The organism is Helicobacter cinaedi PAGU611, assembly GCF_000284635.1.
Lineage (GTDB): Bacteria > Campylobacterota > Campylobacteria > Campylobacterales > Helicobacteraceae > Helicobacter_C > Helicobacter_C cinaedi.
Genome location: NC_017761.1, coordinates 1,976,227 through 1,993,851 on the forward strand (window position 1 = coordinate 1,976,227; position 17,625 = coordinate 1,993,851).

At 39.4% G+C, this 17,625-nt stretch carries 21 protein-coding genes; 7 read left to right on the forward strand and 14 right to left on the reverse strand.

The features are described 5' to 3' along the window. The first annotated feature begins 2 nt into the window (after window positions 1-2). From accD to HCN_RS10055, 4 genes are read left to right on the forward strand one after another with little or no spacing between them, the layout of a single operon-like run. Window positions 3-878 carry an acetyl-CoA carboxylase, carboxyltransferase subunit beta gene (gene accD, locus HCN_RS10040; protein WP_014667429.1) on the forward strand — a complete coding sequence of 292 codons (876 nt, stop codon included), beginning with the start codon at window positions 3-5 and terminating at the stop codon, window positions 876-878. Continuing rightward, on the forward strand, window positions 850-1,308 hold the full coding sequence (rlmH, locus tag HCN_RS10045; RefSeq protein WP_002955964.1) for a 23S rRNA (pseudouridine(1915)-N(3))-methyltransferase RlmH: 459 nt from the start codon (window positions 850-852) through the stop codon (window positions 1,306-1,308). The genes accD and rlmH overlap by 29 nt, the downstream gene beginning before the upstream one ends. 19 nt (window positions 1,309-1,327) lie before the next feature. Beyond that, the gene (dksA, locus tag HCN_RS10050; RefSeq protein WP_002955965.1) at window positions 1,328-1,684 is read left to right on the forward strand and encodes an RNA polymerase-binding protein DksA; all 357 of its coding nucleotides are present in this window, start codon (window positions 1,328-1,330) and stop codon (window positions 1,682-1,684) included. After that, window positions 1,685-2,707: a hypothetical protein gene (locus HCN_RS10055; RefSeq protein ID WP_014667431.1), complete on the forward strand. Its 1,023-nt coding sequence runs from the start codon at window positions 1,685-1,687 to the stop codon at window positions 2,705-2,707. A gap of 199 nt (window positions 2,708-2,906) precedes the next feature. Here the strand turns inward: HCN_RS10055 and cysE are convergent, their stop codons facing one another. Beyond that, entirely contained in the window at window positions 2,907-3,665 is a 759-nt protein-coding gene (gene cysE, locus HCN_RS10060; protein WP_014667432.1) for a serine O-acetyltransferase, read from the reverse strand. A gap of 13 nt (window positions 3,666-3,678) precedes the next feature. Continuing rightward, window positions 3,679-5,529 (reverse strand): biosynthetic arginine decarboxylase, encoded by a 1,851-nt coding sequence (gene speA, locus HCN_RS10065; RefSeq protein ID WP_002955968.1) that lies wholly within the window; start codon window positions 5,527-5,529, stop codon window positions 3,679-3,681. A gap of 124 nt (window positions 5,530-5,653) precedes the next feature. On the opposite strand from speA, the gene ybeY reads away from it, so the two are divergent. Then, window positions 5,654-6,319: an rRNA maturation RNase YbeY gene (gene ybeY / locus HCN_RS10070; RefSeq protein ID WP_231997565.1), complete on the forward strand. Its 666-nt coding sequence runs from the start codon at window positions 5,654-5,656 to the stop codon at window positions 6,317-6,319. A gap of 660 nt (window positions 6,320-6,979) precedes the next feature. Next, window positions 6,980-7,222, forward strand: coding sequence for a hypothetical protein (locus HCN_RS11365; protein ID WP_133246272.1), 243 nt, complete (start codon window positions 6,980-6,982; stop codon window positions 7,220-7,222). On the opposite strand, the gene HCN_RS10075 is transcribed toward HCN_RS11365, so the two are convergent. From HCN_RS10075 to HCN_RS10125, 11 genes are all read right to left on the reverse strand, one after another. Next, a complete protein-coding gene (locus HCN_RS10075; RefSeq protein WP_014667434.1) occupies window positions 7,160-7,801 on the reverse strand; it encodes a TetR/AcrR family transcriptional regulator in 642 nt (213 codons plus the stop codon). The two genes, HCN_RS11365 and HCN_RS10075, sit on opposite strands and share 63 nt — an antisense overlap. 99 nt (window positions 7,802-7,900) lie before the next feature. Continuing rightward, window positions 7,901-8,323: a Holliday junction resolvase RuvX gene (ruvX, locus tag HCN_RS10080; RefSeq protein WP_002955972.1), complete on the reverse strand. Its 423-nt coding sequence runs from the start codon at window positions 8,321-8,323 to the stop codon at window positions 7,901-7,903. Further along, a complete protein-coding gene (locus HCN_RS10085; RefSeq protein WP_014667435.1) occupies window positions 8,323-9,108 on the reverse strand; it encodes a DNA-processing protein DprA in 786 nt (261 codons plus the stop codon). The genes ruvX and HCN_RS10085 overlap by 1 nt, the downstream gene beginning before the upstream one ends. A 36-nt stretch (window positions 9,109-9,144) precedes the next feature. Continuing rightward, window positions 9,145-10,227 carry a divergent polysaccharide deacetylase family protein gene (locus HCN_RS10090; protein WP_014667624.1) on the reverse strand — a complete coding sequence of 361 codons (1,083 nt, stop codon included), beginning with the start codon at window positions 10,225-10,227 and terminating at the stop codon, window positions 9,145-9,147. Further along, entirely contained in the window at window positions 10,228-10,479 is a 252-nt protein-coding gene (minE, locus tag HCN_RS10095; protein WP_014667625.1) for a cell division topological specificity factor MinE, read from the reverse strand. Further along, window positions 10,476-11,291: a septum site-determining protein MinD gene (gene minD, locus HCN_RS10100; protein WP_014667436.1), complete on the reverse strand. Its 816-nt coding sequence runs from the start codon at window positions 11,289-11,291 to the stop codon at window positions 10,476-10,478. Before minD ends, minE begins: the two co-directional genes overlap by 4 nt. A gap of 66 nt (window positions 11,292-11,357) precedes the next feature. Continuing rightward, on the reverse strand, window positions 11,358-11,909 hold the full coding sequence (locus HCN_RS10105; RefSeq protein ID WP_014667437.1) for a hypothetical protein: 552 nt from the start codon (window positions 11,907-11,909) through the stop codon (window positions 11,358-11,360). Next, window positions 11,909-12,823: a type II restriction endonuclease gene (locus HCN_RS10110; protein WP_014667438.1), complete on the reverse strand. Its 915-nt coding sequence runs from the start codon at window positions 12,821-12,823 to the stop codon at window positions 11,909-11,911. Before HCN_RS10110 ends, HCN_RS10105 begins: the two co-directional genes overlap by 1 nt. Before the next feature lie 5 nt (window positions 12,824-12,828). After that, entirely contained in the window at window positions 12,829-14,034 is a 1,206-nt protein-coding gene (locus HCN_RS10115) for an argininosuccinate synthase (protein ID WP_014667439.1), read from the reverse strand. Between the two features lie 81 nt (window positions 14,035-14,115). Continuing rightward, window positions 14,116-14,433, reverse strand: a complete 318-nt coding sequence (locus HCN_RS10120) for a DMT family transporter (protein WP_014667440.1) — start codon at window positions 14,431-14,433, stop codon at window positions 14,116-14,118. Then, the gene (locus HCN_RS10125) at window positions 14,433-14,954 is read right to left on the reverse strand and encodes a DMT family transporter (protein WP_014667441.1); all 522 of its coding nucleotides are present in this window, start codon (window positions 14,952-14,954) and stop codon (window positions 14,433-14,435) included. Before HCN_RS10125 ends, HCN_RS10120 begins: the two co-directional genes overlap by 1 nt. Before the next feature lie 105 nt (window positions 14,955-15,059). Here HCN_RS10125 and HCN_RS10130 point away from each other — a divergent pair, with 105 nt between their 5' ends. Beyond that, a complete protein-coding gene (locus HCN_RS10130) occupies window positions 15,060-16,145 on the forward strand; it encodes a cation diffusion facilitator family transporter (RefSeq protein ID WP_014667442.1) in 1,086 nt (361 codons plus the stop codon). Window position 16,146: 1 nt separating this feature from the next. Here the strand turns inward: HCN_RS10130 and HCN_RS10135 are convergent, their stop codons facing one another. Beyond that, window positions 16,147-17,622, reverse strand: a complete 1,476-nt coding sequence (locus tag HCN_RS10135) for an FtsK/SpoIIIE domain-containing protein (protein WP_014667443.1) — start codon at window positions 17,620-17,622, stop codon at window positions 16,147-16,149. Between the last annotated feature and the right edge of the window lie 3 nt (window positions 17,623-17,625).

Sequence of the window (17,625 nt, forward strand, 5' to 3'; positions counted from 1 at the left end):
TTATGGGTCTTGGCGATTTTTTCAAAGGGAAAAAAGAAGAGGCAATGGAAAAGCAAAAAAACGATGCACCTAATCATTGGCTCAAATGCCCCGGTTGCAATGCTTTGATGTATTATAAAGAGGTTTTCTCACAATCCCATATCTGCCCTAAATGCAACTATCATTTTAGAATCTCAACACAAGAACGCCTAGAAATGCTATGTGATAAAGACACTTTTATTGAAATTGATAAAGATTTACGCCCTATTGACCCTTTGGAATTTGTGGATAAAAAAAGCTATAAAAAGCGGATTGCTGAAGGGGAGGAGAAAACAGGCAGGGCAAGTTCAGTCATCGCAGGAGAAGCACTTTTAAATGGTATTGAAATGCAAATTGTGCTATTTGACTTTGCCTTTATGGGCGGCTCTCTCGGCTCTGTGGAGGGGGAAAAGATTGTCCGTGCTATTGATAGAGCGGTGGCTAAAAAGCAGACTTTAGTCATTCTATCCACAAGTGGCGGAGCAAGAATGCAGGAATCCACCTTTTCACTTATGCAAATGGCAAAAACTTCCGCTGCGTTAAATAAACTCGCCGATGCAAAGCTCCCTTTCATCTCCGTGCTACTTGATCCCACTTTTGGTGGGGTGAGTGCGAGTTTTGCGTTTTTAGGTGATATTATCATTGCTGAACCCGGTGCGATTATAGGCTTTGCTGGTCCTAGAGTGATTAAGCAAACTATCGGTGCGGATTTACCAGAAGGATTCCAAACCGCGGAGTTTTTGCTAGAACATGGGCTTATTGATATGGTCGTAGATCGCAAAGATTTGAAAAAAACTTTAAGTGATTTAAGTAAAATGCTTAACCCAAGCTATGCAAATCAACATCTATTCTATAGCTAAAAAAGACATAAAATACCAAGCGGTGCAAGAGGAGCTATGTATGCAGTGTAGGCAGTTTGGTGCTTATATAGAAAGCTTTGAGCTTATGCCCCAAAATGTGCTTAAAGCCCAAAAGATTTCAGCCACTTACGCTAAAAATGCTTACACACAGGCTTTTTTGCCATATATTAAGCCAAATGCCCTTAATCTCGCCCTGCACCCACAAGGGAAAAGCTATGATTCGCAAGGCTTTTCACGCCTTTTAGATTCCCAAAATATCATTCAATTTTTTATCGGTGGAGCGTATGGCTTTGAAAAAGAATTTTTGAATCTATGTCAAAGCATTAGTCTTAGCACCCTAACCCTTAGCCATAAAATCGCTAAACTTGTGCTGTGTGAGCAAATCTATCGGGCATTGAGTATTTTGCAATCTCACCCTTACCATAAATAGAGATACATAGGAGGACACAATGATTGATTATCAATTTTTTGAAACACTTCTTAATGAACGACTTGACAAGCTCAGTGAAAGTATCAGCCACAAAAATACGCAGATAAAAAATATCCAAGATACGCATCATAAAGATGAGGGTGATATTGTCCGGGCTGGACTGCAGGGGAATTTAGAAATGGGTATGATTGATTTGTATCATAATGAAATGCGTGATATTCGCAACTCCTTGCAAAAGCTTAAAGATGGTATCTTTGGAATCTGTGAAATGTGCGATGATGAAATTGATGTAGAGCGTCTCAAAGTCAAGCCTCACGCAAAGTATTGCATTAACTGCCGTGAGCTTTATGAAAAATCTCAAAAAAAGGAGCGATAGATGAAACTCAAATATTATGTTATTTTCTCATTTGTCTTTATGTTTATTATGGGGCTATATGTGTATAGTTTGGAATCTAGCACTTATACTTATGATTTGCCCTTTAGCACAACACAGCTAACATTACCTGTGGCGGTTTGGATTCTAGGGATTGTGCTTGTGTTTTTTATAATGACTTTGATTTTCTTTGCTTCAGCGTGGGCGAAAGAAATGCTAGAAGATTATCATCGTAAAAGTGACTATGACAAGCTCCTTACGCAAATCAACGAACAAGCACTCAATCAACCCATTAAAGACCGCGTATATAAACGCAAAGCCTTTGGGGATTTATCAAAAATTTTGCAAAGATTCTATCTTAAGCCTAGACTTGATTCTATGGAGAGTTTTAACCGAAAAATTGATAGCCTATTTGAAACCTACAAAGATGTGATGAGCGGCAAAGTTGTGGATTTGAAAAAATATCATTTAAGCAAGGACAATAAGTTTAATCTCCAAAATCTCAAAAATAAGATTAAAGCCGATTATAAAAATGGCTTTTCACTTTTAGATAAAGAATGCCCAGATGAGCTGAAAAGCTACGCAGCACTTGAGATTCTAAAAAATGGTGATTCAAAAGATTTAGATAAGCTTGTAGCCCAGCTACCAAACCTTACCCTTGATAAAGCTTTGGTGCAGGAATTATTGCAGGTGTATTTGAAATATCCAAACACGATTGAAACTAAGCATTTAAGTGAAAGCTTCAAAAGTGCGGGGTGTGATGCGTTTGAATATATCCAATACGCCAAGGAAAGCAAAGGTATATTAAACCCTGATGAATGGATTAGATTCTTTGAAGAATGTGCGGATAATGATGAAAATGCGGAAATGGCGTTTTTCTATGTGCTGTTTGAACTAGAGATGATTGATAAGGCAAAAGAGCGACACAAATCCCACGCTAAGGGCGAATATACAGCTATTGATGCGTATTTAGACTTAAAAGCTAGTGGCAAAAACTATCCATTTGATATTTTTGTTTTATCATAAGCCACGGATTTTAGGATTACTTGCCTTTGGCTAAAGCCTTGAGTGAGTGTTTGCGTAGCTCTAGGCTTATCTCCCCTAGCCCCAAAAGCTTTGCCTTAGGCTTGGTAAAGCCATAATTCCAACTCAAAACTTCCATAAATGATTTTGTTTTATGTCTTTAGGCAAATTTAGAATCTTTCCAAATCTACCAAAGCAAGATTTACCCCCTCAAACTACGCAAGAAAGCCGAGTAGATTCTATCTAGTTCTTCTTTTTCATTTTGGTGTTTTTGTGATGTAGCATTTTCAGCAGAATCTGACATAGATTCTACAATCTGTGATTCTAAAATCTGTATGCGTTTTAAAAGATATTCAAACAATGCTCTATCAATATCAGGTAGCTTATTTATCGCACTTGCTTCTTTTGCCCTGCCTTTGACTATTACCCGTGCGGGAATCCCAACTGCCGTGCAGTCTTTAGGTACATCTTTTATCACCACAGAATTTGCCCCAATCTTAGCATTCTCCCCAACGCGTATATTCCCTAGAATCTTAGCCCCCGCTCCAATCACCACGCCATCTTCAATAGTAGGGTGTCTTTTGACTTTATCAAGGCTTGTCCCTCCAAGCGTTACTCCTTGATAAATCATCACATCATTGCCAACTTCTGCCGTCTCGCCTATCACCACACCAATGGCGTGGTCAATAAACACTCGCCTACCTATCTTTGCAGCAGGGTGAATATCTACATTTGTAATAAAACCTGTAAGTCCCATAATGATTCTAGCCACAACCTTGAATCCAGCCCTATGCAAACGATGTGCGATACGATAATGCACCAATGCAATAAGCCCGGGATAATTAAAAAATAGCTCTATACTGCTATTAATCGCAGGGTCTTTTTGCCGCACTATGCAAAAATCCTCTTTTATCATCTGCCACAAGCTAACTTTTTGCTCTTCTGCTTTTTGTGTTTCCATATCTCAAACTAGCCTATTGCTTTTTAGTCGTAATGGTGCGGAGATAGCCATTCTCACTTAGCATTACATATAATCGCCCTAGCATTTCCTTTTTGCCCTCACTATCAAGATTTTGATTTTCTTCAATATGTTGCTTTAGCCGCCGCTCAATATCCTTTGTATCATAATCTAAATCATCTAGCACATCTAAAATCGTCTGTGCCTCAATGAGATTTTCTAGCTCATAGCCTTTATTTAAATCATCATCAAACTCAACGCTAAATTCCGTTGGGTGCGTAAAAAGATTATGTCGCATTCCCAGCACCTCTTGATACGCCCCCACAAGGAAGAATCCTAAGAAATACTCCTCCTTTGTTACATCTACATCGTGTAAAAATAGGGGCGAACTCGCATTAAAAGCAATCTCACCATCACTATCACAAGTAATATCCCATAAACTAGCAGAACGGTTTGGGCGGCGATTAAGCCTATCAAGTGGCATAACAGGGAAGTTTTGTGCCAAGCCCCAATAATCAGGTAAACTTTGAAAAAAGCTACAATTAAGCAAATACCGCTCTTGCACCTGCTCTTGAATCTGCAAAATCTCATTATAGTTTTTATGCTTCAAAAGCTTTATAACTTTTTTGATAATCAAATGCACCAACACTTCGGTATTGCTCCTATCTTGCAAATCAATATAGCCCAAGTCAAAAAGTGTGAGTAAAGATTCCATATGATCAAGGCTATCGTGCAAATACTCAATGGCGTTTTTCTCAACCACGCTATTATACAAGTCAAAAAGCTCCTCTATAAGCGGTGGGTTGCTCTTTTTAAGACGCAGGGCTTTTTCATCGTATTCTTGTGAGAAAAGCTCTAGCACCGGTGCCACAAGCACGGCGTGGCTTGCGGCAATAAAACGACCAGATTCTATAAAAATATCCGGCTCTGGCTCTTTTTTATTTTTCGCAATTTCTCGTAGTGAAAACACCACATCACCGCTAAACTCACTTAATGTATAGTTGCGATTATTCTTGCCCTCGTGCTGGGTGTATTCCACCGCTAAGCCTCCGCCGATATTCACACATTGCAGGTTTTTTGCCCCCTTTTTTCTTAGCTCGGCATAGATGTTTCCTGCCTCTCGTATGGCTTTTTTAAGCGGTGAAATATCGCTGATTTGACTGCCGATGTGGAAGTGAATCATCGTAAATTTATGCAGTAATTGCTCTTTTTCAAGCATTTTAATGGCTTCTAGCAATTCTGTGCTTGTTAGCCCAAACTTTGAGTTTATACCCCCGCTTTTTGCCCAGATTCCCACACCTGTGCTGTGAAGGCGTATTCTAAGCCCTATATTTGGATAAGGCTCTCCTAGTTCGTGTGCCACTTCAATAATTGTCTCTAACTCATTTAGCCCTTCAATCGTTAGCGTAATGTCGTGTCCCATATTCGCCGCTGAAAAACCTAGAGAAATCATCTCCTTATCTTTAAATCCATTTACCGTGATGGGCGAGTTCTTATTCGTATAAGCCATAGCTAGGATAAGCTCGGATTTGCTCCCTGCTTCTAGTCCATAGCATTTATCTTGGCTTTGCTCCACAAGGGGCAAAACAAAATTTGGCATTTGATTAACCTTCAAAGGAAAAACCGCCTTAAACTTGCCCTTGTAGGAATACTCCTTAATCGCCCCTTCAAAAGCCTTAAACACCTTATCCACTTGATTTTTGATTAAATGTGGAAAACGCAAAAGCAAAGGTCCTTTATACCCCCGCTCTCTTGCGTCTTGAACGATATCAATAAGAGCTGGTCTATGCTTGTAATTCACCTTAACCTTGCCTTCAGAAATAATAAAGTCATTATTGCCCCAAAAGTTAATCCCATAATCCACCATAGCGATTCCTTGCTTACAAAAAATGAGTTTGCATTATAGCAAGTTGTGAGTTTTTATCAAGCTACAAGATTCTAAATAAGAGATTGTAAAAAGGGATTCTAAACTTGAGATAAATCCCATAAAAATGTATAATCCACACCAAAACGCCACACAAAATACAATCAATACAATGGAGATAACTTTGCAAACACGATACACTGAATCTAGCCCTATGCCACAGCTTGAGATAGATGAGAGTAGCCCTTATAAAAATGAGCTAGAGAAGCTTTTGCTTGAGATAGGGAATCTTGGGCTAATCAAGGGGGATTTTTCACATTGCAGTCTTGAAGTGGTTTTTGTAGATTCCAAAACAATGAGAGAGATTAACCGCACACATCGGGGCAAGCTTAGCACAACAGATGTGCTAAGCTTCCCTTTAGAATGTGATTTTATGGCGTGTGATTTTGCGGAGGGCAATTTTATGGAAAGCGATTTTGACTTTAGCCCCTTAGATAGCACCGCCCCATTTGAACGCCTTTTAGGAAGCATTGTGATAAACACCGAGCTTGCCAAAGCAATGAGTGAAAGCTACAATCATACCCTGATAGATGAGATAAGTTTGCTTTTTATCCACGGCTTTTTGCATATCTTAGGCTTTGATCACGAAGTGGATAATGGGGAGCAAAGAGCCTTAGAACAGTGTATTATAGAATCTATCGGGCTAAAACAAAGCTTGATTGTAAGGGCAGAGGCGGATTCTAGCAACGACAGCAAAAAAACACCCTTTCTCCGTCATTGCGAAGCTCTTTAGGACTGAAGCAATCCACAAAAACCGCAGAATCTTATCACGACTAAAGCGAAGCGAAGTATCTATTCTAAGATTCTAAGTTTTTTATTTTTTAAGGGGAGTATGGATTCCAAAACAACAGAATCTATCTATCAAGATTCACAAATATAAAAAATATTCTCTACCACTTCCGCAAAAAGAAAAAAGGTTTATCCCTCTTCGTTCGCAATCGTGTCGCTCACCCCTTAGCCCCGAAAAAGTCTCCGCTTTTTACCCTTACGGGATTTGCGAGACTACATCGGCAATCAAGGGGAGAGCCTCGCTATTCCTTCTACTAGCATAAAATCGGCAGAGGGACACTTCTGTCCGCCTTGAATCCGATTTTATACACCACAAAGCAGGCGAGAGTAATGGTTGCACACTTTGTGTGCAACCATTAATTCTATGGATTCTGTTAGCGCAGAATCTCAAGTAGATTCTAAAACTATAGCAGTGGCAAGGCACGACTTTGCCACATAAAATTAAATCGCGTGAAATGCAAACCTATAAAAGCGTTGTAGGGGTGAGCGACACGATTGCGAACGATATATAAGGGGGAGCGAGTGGCACGACTACGAGCCGACTTCGCGCACAGTAGCGAAGCTACAAACCCACACTTGCAAATTCAAGCCCCCTCCCCCCCTTATGAAAAGAAAGAAAGAAAAGAAAAACTCTAAAAATCAAAATGTTTCAAGCAGGGATACTTCGCTTACACTCAGTATGACAAAGGATAGAATCGGTTTTGGATTCTGTGGTTTGGTTTGGGGGCTAGATTCTAAAAGACACTACACGACACACAGCACTTCACGCACAACACGCTCTCCGCTATCGTATCTCTCGCCACACGGCAAGAAACTCCGCACTTATCTCTTCATCAATCACGCTTAAGCCCACACCCTCGCACATTATCCGCAAATGCCGCACTTTATAGGTGTATTCCATTTGATTCAAAGGATACAACGCATTATCAAGCCATATATGCACACCCCACACGAGCATTTCACTCGCTGCCTTTGGATAGGCTACATTCAGTGAGCCATCGCTATTGCCCTCTTCTATCATAGATTCTACAATGGGCGTAAGATGTGTTTGTATGTGCTGTTGCTTATAGGCTAATGTCTGCATAGAACGCAAAAGCGATAATGAGCTTTTAATAATCTCCTTGTGCGTCAAAATATGCTTAAGATGAAGCAGGATAAGAGCTTTTAGCTTATCGCGTCCATTGATTTGAGAGCGTTCAATCTCCCAAATCTTTTCATTCTGCTCATCATACCGCCCCAAAATCGCATACAAAATATCCTCTTTATTTTTGAAATGATGATAAATTGCCCCCTTTGTGTATCCACTCAATGCTAACTTATCAATAATATCCTGCATTTTGACATTTTCAAAGCCATAAGTGCTAAAGAGTTTGAGTGAAATATCTAGAATCTTATTTGTCGTTTTTATAGGGGTTTTCAAAGCCATAACCTGCCTTTAATATCTCAATATAGAGTGCAAAAATCACGCCAAGATTCTAACATACTTTTTACAAACAAAAGTATGTTTATGTTATTAAAATAACGCCTATAAAGGATTATTAGATTCTAAAAATCTTTCTAAAATCAAAGTCGCACTAAGAGAATCTAGCCGCCCATCTTTTTGAATCTTAAGCCGATTTTGCACTCCCATATACGCACTTGATTGCAAAGCCTCTAGGCTTGTATAATCTTCATCAATATAGGCTATCTCCCCGCCAAATGCAACAAGCCCCACAAAATGCAAGATTCTTTTACGCGTATCACTATGCCCCGCTTCCCCACCGCTTGGCAGTCCAACGACTAGAATCTCAATCTCACGCGTTTTTAATATCTCGCTTAGTTCCTTAGAGGCTTGATTGCGATTTTTGCGTATGATTGGCTCTATTGGCAGGATAATGCCAAGTTGTGTAACCGCTAAACCTATCCTTTTTAGCCCCACATCACAGGCTAGAATCTTTTTGTTTTCCATTAAAGCACCCGTATGCTTCCAGATTCACGCACGATTTTGCCTTCAAGCTCGTATTCATAAATCTTTTCACCAAATTTTAAATACGCCTCCTCAAAGCTAGGATTCTTCATACAAAATGCCAAAACCTCATCATTTTCTTGCAATTTCACGCCAAAAATCCCTTCCAAAAACGCATTTATATCATAAATACATTGTGCCTTGCCCTTGGCTAAAAGCTCTTGTGTCCCATCACTCTCCCCCAAACGATGAGGCAGGACAAAAAGCTCTTTTTTAAGCTCACAGGCGATTCTAGCACTCTGCATTGAGCCACTTTGCTTATCTGCTTGGGGGATAATCACCACATCACTTAGGGCAATCACAAGCCGATTGCGTTCTAAAAAGCTAAATCTATGGGGCATATATGGGCTTTCATACTCGCTTATTACCGCACATTCTTGCATCATTTTTTCAATCATTGTTTTATTTGAACGCGGATAGTAAATATCTAGGCTTGAGGGGGAGAACATTATCGTGCGTGGAAAAGCGTGAATATGTGCGATAATATCCACACCAATCGCCCCTCCGCTCACCACTACACCTTGAAGCTTTGCGATATTTGAAGCGAGTTTAGCAACAAAGGACTTTGTGTAAGGATTAGGCTTTCTTGTGCCGACAATGGCGATTTTAGGCTGTGCTTGAAGCAGTGAATCTAATGCCCCACCCTTATAAAAAAGCTTTTTTGGTGGATTTTTTAATGCTTTAAGATTTAAAGGGATAGATTCTAAAGATTGTATATCTGCTTTCATCTTGCACCCCTTGAGATTTTTAACGCACATTAGAATCTAGAAAAATGGCGAACGCACATAGGACAAAGTGTTATTTTCACGCAAAAAGTTTTCTAACTCACTGGGTGAAACAAGCTCTAAGTTAGCATTTAGCTCCTTTTGCATTTGTGCTAACGCCTTAAAAGTGCTAGGGTGCGGGTGGCAAATGGCTATGGCATAGCCCTTTTTCTTTGCTTTTTGGATAAGTGATTGAAGTTGCTTTTTGGTATAAGCGATATTTGTTTGATTATCTAAAAATATATCCCTTTGCATTATGAGCCGCTTTTGCTCTTTAGCGAGAATCTCACTTGCGGGATTAGGAATTGTAACACTATCAATAAACTTCAAATCAAGCTCATCAAAGACTTCTAACAGGTTTTTCATATCCGTTTTGCTTTGGGTAAATTTTGATCCGGTGTGATTATTAAGATACACAAGCTGTGGGAAGTCCTGCTTAATCTGCAGAATCTGCTCTTTTAAACTCTGCTTATCAATGCCAACTTTTAAAGGCTCTAGCTCTTTTTGCATAAAATTTTGTGCCTCTAGGGGCAGGTGAATCATAAAAATTTTGCCATTTTGAATAACGCGTTTAGCGAGATTTGGCGTTATACCATTATGGCGAGTTTTAGGAAAAATGGAGGGTGTGATATTAAGGGGCAAAGATTCTAAAGCCTTAATTTGAGAGAGCTTTGAAAGGTCGTCCATTATCAGTAAAACCTTTGGCTTTGAAGCAAGGGGCAGATTCTGCGAATTTTGCGTGTCGAGATTTTGTGGATTCTGTGGATTCTGTGATGTGGTCTTATTGTCAATCGTTGAACCTTGCGTGGGGCTTTGCGTATCGTTTTGATTAAAGTCATTAGAATCTGCAGATTCTGTGTTATTCTCTCGTGTAGGCTTATTGTGTTTCATCTCATCAAGCTCTATAAAATTATCCGAATGCAGTCTGTGAAATATTTGACTAAAGCCCCGAATCAAAGGGTGGGCGATAACCTTAGAATCGCTCTTAGATTCTGCAAGGTTTGAGATAGAATCCGCCCTGCATAATGTAGCAGGTGTAAAAAGCGTAAAAACCCCACAAAGCACAAAAAGGCAAAATCTCACTTATACATTCCTTGTCGTGATTTGTCCTAGCGTGATCTGTACTTCAAGGGTGGATATGTGGCTATTGCTATTTGTGCTAAAATGTATGTCGGTTGCTTTTGTGTATTTCTGCACCACTTGCAGAATCTCTTTTTGCATATCCTCAAGGTAGGGGATATTTGCGGTGCGTTCGTGGGATAGCACAAGTTTAAGCCGCTCCCTTGCGTTTGTCGCACTTTTTTTAGAGCCACCAAACATACCAAACAAATTCATTTAAATATCCTTTTTAATGCCCCTAGCATTCCCTCACTCTCTAAGCTCTCAAAAGGCACATCTACTCCAAGAATCCGCTTTGCGATATTTGCGTATGATTTGGCACTTGGGGCTTGTGTATAGATAACCGGTTCACCATTATTTGTCGCACTCACAATCTTACTATCTTCAGGGATTAGCCCAATAAGTGGCAATGCCAAAATCCCAAGCACATCTTCCACGCTTAACATCTCGCCCTTTTTCACAAGCTCTGGCTTAATGCGGTTAATGATGATATGCTTTTGCACCTCTTCATTATTTTGTGCCTTATGGCTTTTTGCATCAATTATGCCTATCACCCTATCGCTATCCCGCACGGAGCTAACCTCTGGCGTTACCACGATTAATGCCCTATCCGCCCATAAAATCGCGTGTTCAAATCCCCCTTCAATCCCCGCTGGAGAATCTATCAGCACAAAATCAAACTTCTGCCTTAGCTCATCAATCAATACGCCAACCTTATCCTTATCAAGTATCGTCTTATCCTTTGTTTGCGAAGCGGGGAGAAAGTAGAGATTTTTTGTCTTTTTATGATTAATAAGGGCTTGGGAGAGATTACACTTGCCTTCCATTACATCAATCACATCATACACAATGCGATTTTCAAGCCCCAGAAGCATATCAAGATTCCTAAGCCCTATGTCAAAATCAACCGCCACAACCTTTTTATTCTCTTTTTCTATCTCTTGGGCTAGTCCCACGGCTAAGTTTGCCGTAGCGGTGGATTTCCCCACGCCGCCCTTGCCTGAAGTAATGGTAATAACCTGCGACACTCTCTCTCCTTAAAAATATTTAAAAACGAAAACGCTTATTGTAAGCATAAAAACTTTACAACCCACTTATACCAAAAAAATATCTCTTAACTCATCAGCAAAATTTGCAATCGGCTTTAATTCTTTTAGATTCAATGTCAGCTTAAGATTGACCTGATTGCCCGGATTCATCATTACAGGTTGCTTGTCTTTGTCATTAACTTCAATATATTCTTTTCTTAAGGTGTGATTATAGTGATAATCTTGCTTTTTATTCACAATATAATAATGCACACTTTGCGTTGTAATACCTAGTAAAATAATATAGTCATAATTGTATTTTGGATTAATTCCATTAAATTGAAAAGTATTGTTATTTAAGCCTTTTCTTGCGGTTTTAATCTCCACTTTTTTACCACGAGAAAGCAGGTCAAACTCATCGTGGACAATTTCTTGTGGCAATTCATCAAGCGGTAGATTTAAGGCTTTAAACACTTCCTTAACAAATTTTTCTCCAATCTGCCCTATGGCATTGCCCTCAAAGTGCAAAATATTCTCAAAAATTCCGCTTTTTTGCTTCTTTTGCACTTCTTTATATTTTTGCTCTATAAGTTCTAATAAAAGTTTTTCTAAGTCCATCAAAACCCCGCTTCAGCTAAAAGTTGAAAAATATGTGATTTGCCAATATGCCTACAACCATTTGTAGCAAGTGAGCTATACTTTATCCAATCTGCGTTCAAAAACAACTCATTAAGCTTTTCTTTTGGTGCATTGTCGTTATAAATAATCGCCACTCCGCTTTTATATTTAACCCCAAAAAAATCCTTTACCACTGCATTTTCTTTAAAAAAAGTGCTAGAGAGATAAAAATTAGCTTTTTTGTTAAAAATCCACTCCTTTCCACACTCTCTATTTTTCGCTAAAGATACCGTTACTACTTTTAGAATCTTACTAAAAGGTTCTTGCTTTTCTTTTTGAGCATACCAGCTAAATTCTTGCCTCTCACTTTTATAATCTTTACTCCAAATTTGAAAGCAACATTTTACATCTTTTTCCCTACCACTTTCAAGATAAAAAGAATTATGTGGCAAAGCTTCTTCATAGAGTAAATGAAAATCTTTTATGCGGTAACGCACTGAGCCTTTGCCCAAGCTTTGAAAAAACATCGGCAAAATAAAACACACAAAATCCGCATTTTTAGAATGCTTAATAAACTCTAAGGCTAACACTCCACGATGCCCAAAAGGCGGATTTCCTATCACAATAAGGGGCTTTTTAGGCAACTCAAATTGCAAATAATCGCCTTGTAAAATATCAAATTTACTTGCATTTATATCAATACCGATTCTATTTTCAGGCAAAAGCGAATAAAAACACCCATCACCAACACTTGGTTCTAGCCAAGTGTATTTATCTAAATTTTCATACTTTGCTATGATTTTTTTAGTTTTTTCAAAAAGCATTTTGGCAATCTCTGGCTTTGTAAAATAGGCGTCAAAGTGATTATTGAGATTCTTTCTCATCACTCTGCCATTGACATAATGCAGAGTCATTGCTCCTACCTCCTGCTTTTCCCAGCGATGATAAAACGCAAGGCATTGAGTTTAATAAACCCTGCGGCGTCCTTTTGATTATATACAGAATCTTCCTCAAAGGTGCTGTATGCGGCGTTAAAGAGTGAGTTTTTAGACATTCTTCCTACGACAATCACATTGCCTTTATACAGCTTTAAAGACACCACGCCACTCACACGCTCTTGTGTCTTATCAATCAATGCTTGAAGTGCCTCTCGCTCCGGGCTAAACCAGTAGCCATTGTAGATTAACTCCGCATAGCGAGGCATAATAGAATCTTTTAAATGCGCTTCCTCTCTATCAAGGCATAGTGATTCTATCGCACGATGCGCCTTTAGATATATCGTGCCACCGGGCGTTTCATAGCAGCCACGAGACTTCATACCCACATAGCGATTTTCTACTAAATCAAGCCGCCCTATGCCGTGTTTGCCCCCTAGCTCATTGAGTTTCGCCCAGAATCTTGCCGGGCTTAATCTCTCTCCATTAATCGCCACGCCATCGCCCTTTTCAAACTCAAGCTTGATAGATTCAGGCTCATTTGGTGCGTTCATCGGTGAGACACTCCAACGCCACATATCCTCTTCAGGCTCAGCATTTGGATCTTCTAGAATCTGCCCTTCATAGCTGATATGAAGCAGGTTTGCGTCCATTGAGTATGGCGATTTATTAGGCTTTTTCTCAATGCTAATACCAGCAGATTCCGCATAGGCTAAAAGCTTTTCTCGGCTGTTTAGGTCCCACTCACGCCAAGGGGCGATGACTTTTATATCAGGGTTTAGCGCATACGCTCCAAGCTCAAATCGCACTTGATCATTGCCCTTGCCCGTTGCGCCATGTGCTACTGCGTCCGCTCCAACGGCTTTTGCTATCTCTACAAGCCGCTTTGCTATCAAAGGTCGCGCGATACTTGTGCCTAGCAGATATTCGCCCTCATAAATGGTATTTGCCCGAAACATAGGAAACACAAAGTCCTTGATAAACTCTTCTCTCAAGTCCTCAATGAAAATATTCTCACTCTTAATGCCAAGCTTTAAAGCCTTAGCCCTTGCGGGCTCTACTTCCTCTCCCTGCCCAATATCTGCGGTGAAAGTTACCACCTCGCAGTTGTAATTATCCCCAAGCCACTTTAAAATCACGCTTGTATCAAGCCCACCGCTGTATGCCAAAACGACTTTTTTAATTGCCATAATTCTCTCCCTTTGATGTGATGTGAATACAGAATCTAAACCACGCATTATAATGAAAATTTTGCCTTTTGTGTGAAAAATCTATCCCAACGCCTTTAATCCCACGCTAGAAGCGATAATCACACATACGCAAAAAAGCTTCAAAAATGACTTATCCTCTTTAAAAAACACAATCCCCACAAGCACACCACCAGCCGCACCAATGCCCGTCCATATCGCATACGCCACGCCCATAGAAATCTCTTGCATAGCAATAGATAGGCAGGTAAAGCTCCCTGCAAAAATCAGTGCAAGACATAAGATATAGATTTTATTTTTGGTATCGATGAGCTTTTTCATCGTCCATACACCAGCGATTTCAAACACCCCAGCAATAAAAAGTAAAATCCAAGATAGCATTATTTATCCTTTGTAGAATCTGTATTAGAAGCCCTAGATTCAGCTTTTTTTGAACCATTTTTAGAATCTTGCTTAATATTGTGTTGAAAATCCTGCGTATCGCTAGATTCTATAAACAAAGATTCTAGCTCTTGGGGTAAATGATCGTGTATGTCTTGTGCGGTTTTACTCTCTTTGACGCTACATTTTAGCCCCAACACTCCAAGCATAAGCGTTGAGATAAGAGCGATTTTTATGAGTGATGCCTCCTCGCCAAATAGCACAATTTCAGCGATCACCACACCACCCGTGCCAATGCCAACAAACACACTATACACAATGCTAACCTCTAGCCTTTTCATCGCTAGAACCGCACAAGTAAAGGAAAAAGCAATGCCAACACCGGTCAAAGCTTTTAGCGGTAGTGTGTCGGCATACTTTAGCCCACTCACCCACGCTACTTCACAAATCCCACCAATAAGGATTAAAAGCCACGCTAGATTTTTACCCATAGTGATTTTTGTGTTGATTTTTTGAATCATTTTTACCCTTTCAACTCCCAAAATACACCCGCAATTCTAGCCTTTGCGTATTAATCATTTTTAATCATAATCATTTGTAAGAATACTAACCCACAAGGCTACATAATGACTACACAGCAAGATACATCATACAACCACCGCTCTTATGGCACAAGTGTGCGGAAATACAAAAAAGATTCTAAGCCAGATTCACTAAATCACACAGAATCTAAACACCCCGCAATACAGAATCAAGACAAGCATAAAGCACAGATTCTAGCCTTAAAACACGCCCTTAAGACAGATTCTAAAAAAGCCGCACAAAAAGAGCAGTTTGTCCTTAAAGTCTCAATGTATAGTGCGTTAATCCTAGCGATTTTTGGCATTAGCTTTGGAATCTTTGTCAAATCTATGGCGGTGATTTTTGATGGCTTTGTAGCGTTAATTAGCGTGGGGCTTGGGGCATTAAGCGTGATTACTTCTCGCTACATTTACAAAGAAGATGATGATATTTTTCAATACGGCTATGTCCGCTTTGAGCCTATGGTAAATCTCTTTAAATCCCTTGTGCTAGTCTTTGTATGCGTGTATGCTTTTATCAACGCTTTGCAGAGTATCATTCACGGCGGCTATGCAGTGGAGCTTGGCGGGGCGGTGGCGTATAGTCTGTGTGCGTTTGTGTTTTGTGCGATTTTGTTTATTTATACGCTGTTTTATACGCGACTTTTAGAATCTGATTTGATTAAAGTGGATAATACGGAGTGGAAGATTGACTGCGTGCTGTATTTGGGGGCGTTGGGGGCGTTTGGTGTGATTTATTTCTTACTTAGTCCTAAGAGTGCTTTGGCGATGTATGTTGATCCTTTGCTGTTGGCGGTGCTATCGTTAATGCTGTGTGTCTCGCCTATCCGTATAGCCATTGCGAATTTTAAAGATTTGATTATGGTTGCCCCAAGTGAGATTGATTCTAAAATCACGCAGATTATGGAATCTTTGAGTAAGGATTTTGGCTTTAGCGATTATGATACGCATGTGGCGAAATCGGGGCGATTCTATATGGTGGAAGTGAATATCTTAGTAGATAAAAATTGCAAGATTAGCTCGGTAGCGGAGTTTGATTGCGTGCGAGATAGGATTGAAAAATCCCTTGATATTCCAAGCTATAAGATTTGGCTATCTGTAAGCTTTACAGGGAATGCGAAGTGGTTGTAAGCTACTCATAAAGCTTTACACCAAACACTCGTTTTGGGCTACTTGCACTATCTAGCTTGATTAGCATATCGCCTTTACCACTCAGTTTTTCAGCCCCACTTTCACCAAGTATCACTCTAGAGTTTTCTGCCTTAGCTACACATAAAGCTATGCGACTAGCACTATTTCGTAAATCGCTACTTAGATTCTTAGAATCTGGATTTTGCATACCAAGTATGATGTGAATCCCTGCTTGACGCACGATAAACATATTTTTTGCAAGTTTTTTCTCAATCTCTTTATTATCCCTAATCACAAAATTTAGCTCTTCAACAAAAACAATCTTATATGCTAAGTCAAGCGATTCTATATCACTTACTTTTGCTGTTACCATACGCTCATTTCGCTCTTTCATCTCTTCTATCAAATCATCTAAAAACTCACACGCTTCTTCACTCTCTGTAATAAGCCTTATTTTATCGCCAAAGATTTGATAATCAATGCCTAGTTTTGGGTCTATCACCACAATTTCTGCTTTATTACTCAATAAAAGAGAATGTATTATGCTTTGCAAAAATATCGTTTTCCCACTACCTGTTTTCCCTGCGACAATCAAATGCACTGCTTTTACTAAGTCAAAATAAAAGGGCTTTTTCTCTATATCAAATCCCGCAAAAATAGGCAGTTTATATCCTTGCGATGGCAATAAAGAGAGAGCATTTTCAATCTCTGTTTTGCTAGGATAGCTCCACTCAGAATCTTTTTTTTCTACTTCAATATTATAAGTCCTTGCTAAACCCTTACAAGAAGTGATTTTCACATTAGATAATGTAGTCGTTTTATCAAGGTATTTTGCCTGTGTTTCAAAGCTTTGTATTTTAAGCGGGTCTTTTACCTCAACCTTGCAAATTCTATGTCTATAAGAATTGAGTGTTTCTAAATGTGTAAGGGCAATATTATGTTTCGCAAAATAAGATTCTATCTCTGTAAAAAGTGTGGAATCTTGTGTATTTGTAGAATCTTGACGAGATTGCATAAAGTCTTCTTTTTGTAAATGAAAGCCTAAATTATCCTTGCACCATTGATAAAAGCAGTCATTATTTTTCCACGAGTGATATATCTCAAAAAGTCCCCTTTGTATATTTTTGCCAAGCAAAGCAGTATAAGCCTTATCATCGCTAAATAAATCGACTTGTAAATAGGCGTGAAATTTCTCTGTAAGCAAAGCCCGATATAAAAGATCCATATCTTCATTTTCACCTTTATCTTTGCCGCTGAGTTGCTCTAAATGATATTCTTTACCCCTGCTTCCGCTTAATTGCCTTTCCTGCCAAAGAGTAGAATCTAGTGGCAAAGGCTTTAATCGCAACGCTAAGGCTAGGGCTAAACGCAAGATAAGATATTTTGGAATCTCATTTTCAGACTCAAAGCCTAAGCCCTCTTTTATCACACGATAGATGAGATTTTCTTCAGTTTGATTTGTGTAAAAATCTGCCATATT

Excerpts from the sequence above, each read along its gene's own strand:
- rlmH (WP_002955964.1), top strand. The coding sequence starts at position 850 with ATGCAAATCAACATCTATTCTATAGCTAAAAAAGACATAAAATACCAA.
- HCN_RS10115 (WP_014667439.1), bottom strand. The coding sequence starts at position 14,034 with ATGGCAATTAAAAAAGTCGTTTTGGCATACAGCGGTGGGCTTGATACA.
- HCN_RS10125 (WP_014667441.1), bottom strand. The coding sequence starts at position 14,954 with ATGATTCAAAAAATCAACACAAAAATCACTATGGGTAAAAATCTAGCG.
- dksA (WP_002955965.1), top strand. The coding sequence starts at position 1,328 with ATGATTGATTATCAATTTTTTGAAACACTTCTTAATGAACGACTTGAC.
- HCN_RS10130 (WP_014667442.1), top strand. The coding sequence starts at position 15,060 with ATGACTACACAGCAAGATACATCATACAACCACCGCTCTTATGGCACA.
- HCN_RS10075 (WP_014667434.1), bottom strand. The coding sequence starts at position 7,801 with ATGGCTTTGAAAACCCCTATAAAAACGACAAATAAGATTCTAGATATT.
- HCN_RS10110 (WP_014667438.1), bottom strand. The coding sequence starts at position 12,823 with ATGACTCTGCATTATGTCAATGGCAGAGTGATGAGAAAGAATCTCAAT.
- ruvX (WP_002955972.1), bottom strand. The coding sequence starts at position 8,323 with ATGGAAAACAAAAAGATTCTAGCCTGTGATGTGGGGCTAAAAAGGATA.
- HCN_RS11365 (WP_133246272.1), top strand. The coding sequence starts at position 6,980 with ATGAAAAGAAAGAAAGAAAAGAAAAACTCTAAAAATCAAAATGTTTCA.
- accD (WP_014667429.1), top strand. The coding sequence starts at position 3 with ATGGGTCTTGGCGATTTTTTCAAAGGGAAAAAAGAAGAGGCAATGGAA.
- HCN_RS10085 (WP_014667435.1), bottom strand. The coding sequence starts at position 9,108 with ATGAAAGCAGATATACAATCTTTAGAATCTATCCCTTTAAATCTTAAA.
- HCN_RS10135 (WP_014667443.1), bottom strand. The coding sequence starts at position 17,622 with ATGGCAGATTTTTACACAAATCAAACTGAAGAAAATCTCATCTATCGT.
- HCN_RS10055 (WP_014667431.1), top strand. The coding sequence starts at position 1,685 with ATGAAACTCAAATATTATGTTATTTTCTCATTTGTCTTTATGTTTATT.
- minE (WP_014667625.1), bottom strand. The coding sequence starts at position 10,479 with ATGAATTTGTTTGGTATGTTTGGTGGCTCTAAAAAAAGTGCGACAAAC.
- HCN_RS10105 (WP_014667437.1), bottom strand. The coding sequence starts at position 11,909 with ATGGACTTAGAAAAACTTTTATTAGAACTTATAGAGCAAAAATATAAA.
- speA (WP_002955968.1), bottom strand. The coding sequence starts at position 5,529 with ATGGTGGATTATGGGATTAACTTTTGGGGCAATAATGACTTTATTATT.
- cysE (WP_014667432.1), bottom strand. The coding sequence starts at position 3,665 with ATGGAAACACAAAAAGCAGAAGAGCAAAAAGTTAGCTTGTGGCAGATG.
- ybeY (WP_231997565.1), top strand. The coding sequence starts at position 5,654 with ATGTATAATCCACACCAAAACGCCACACAAAATACAATCAATACAATG.
- HCN_RS10120 (WP_014667440.1), bottom strand. The coding sequence starts at position 14,433 with ATGCTATCTTGGATTTTACTTTTTATTGCTGGGGTGTTTGAAATCGCT.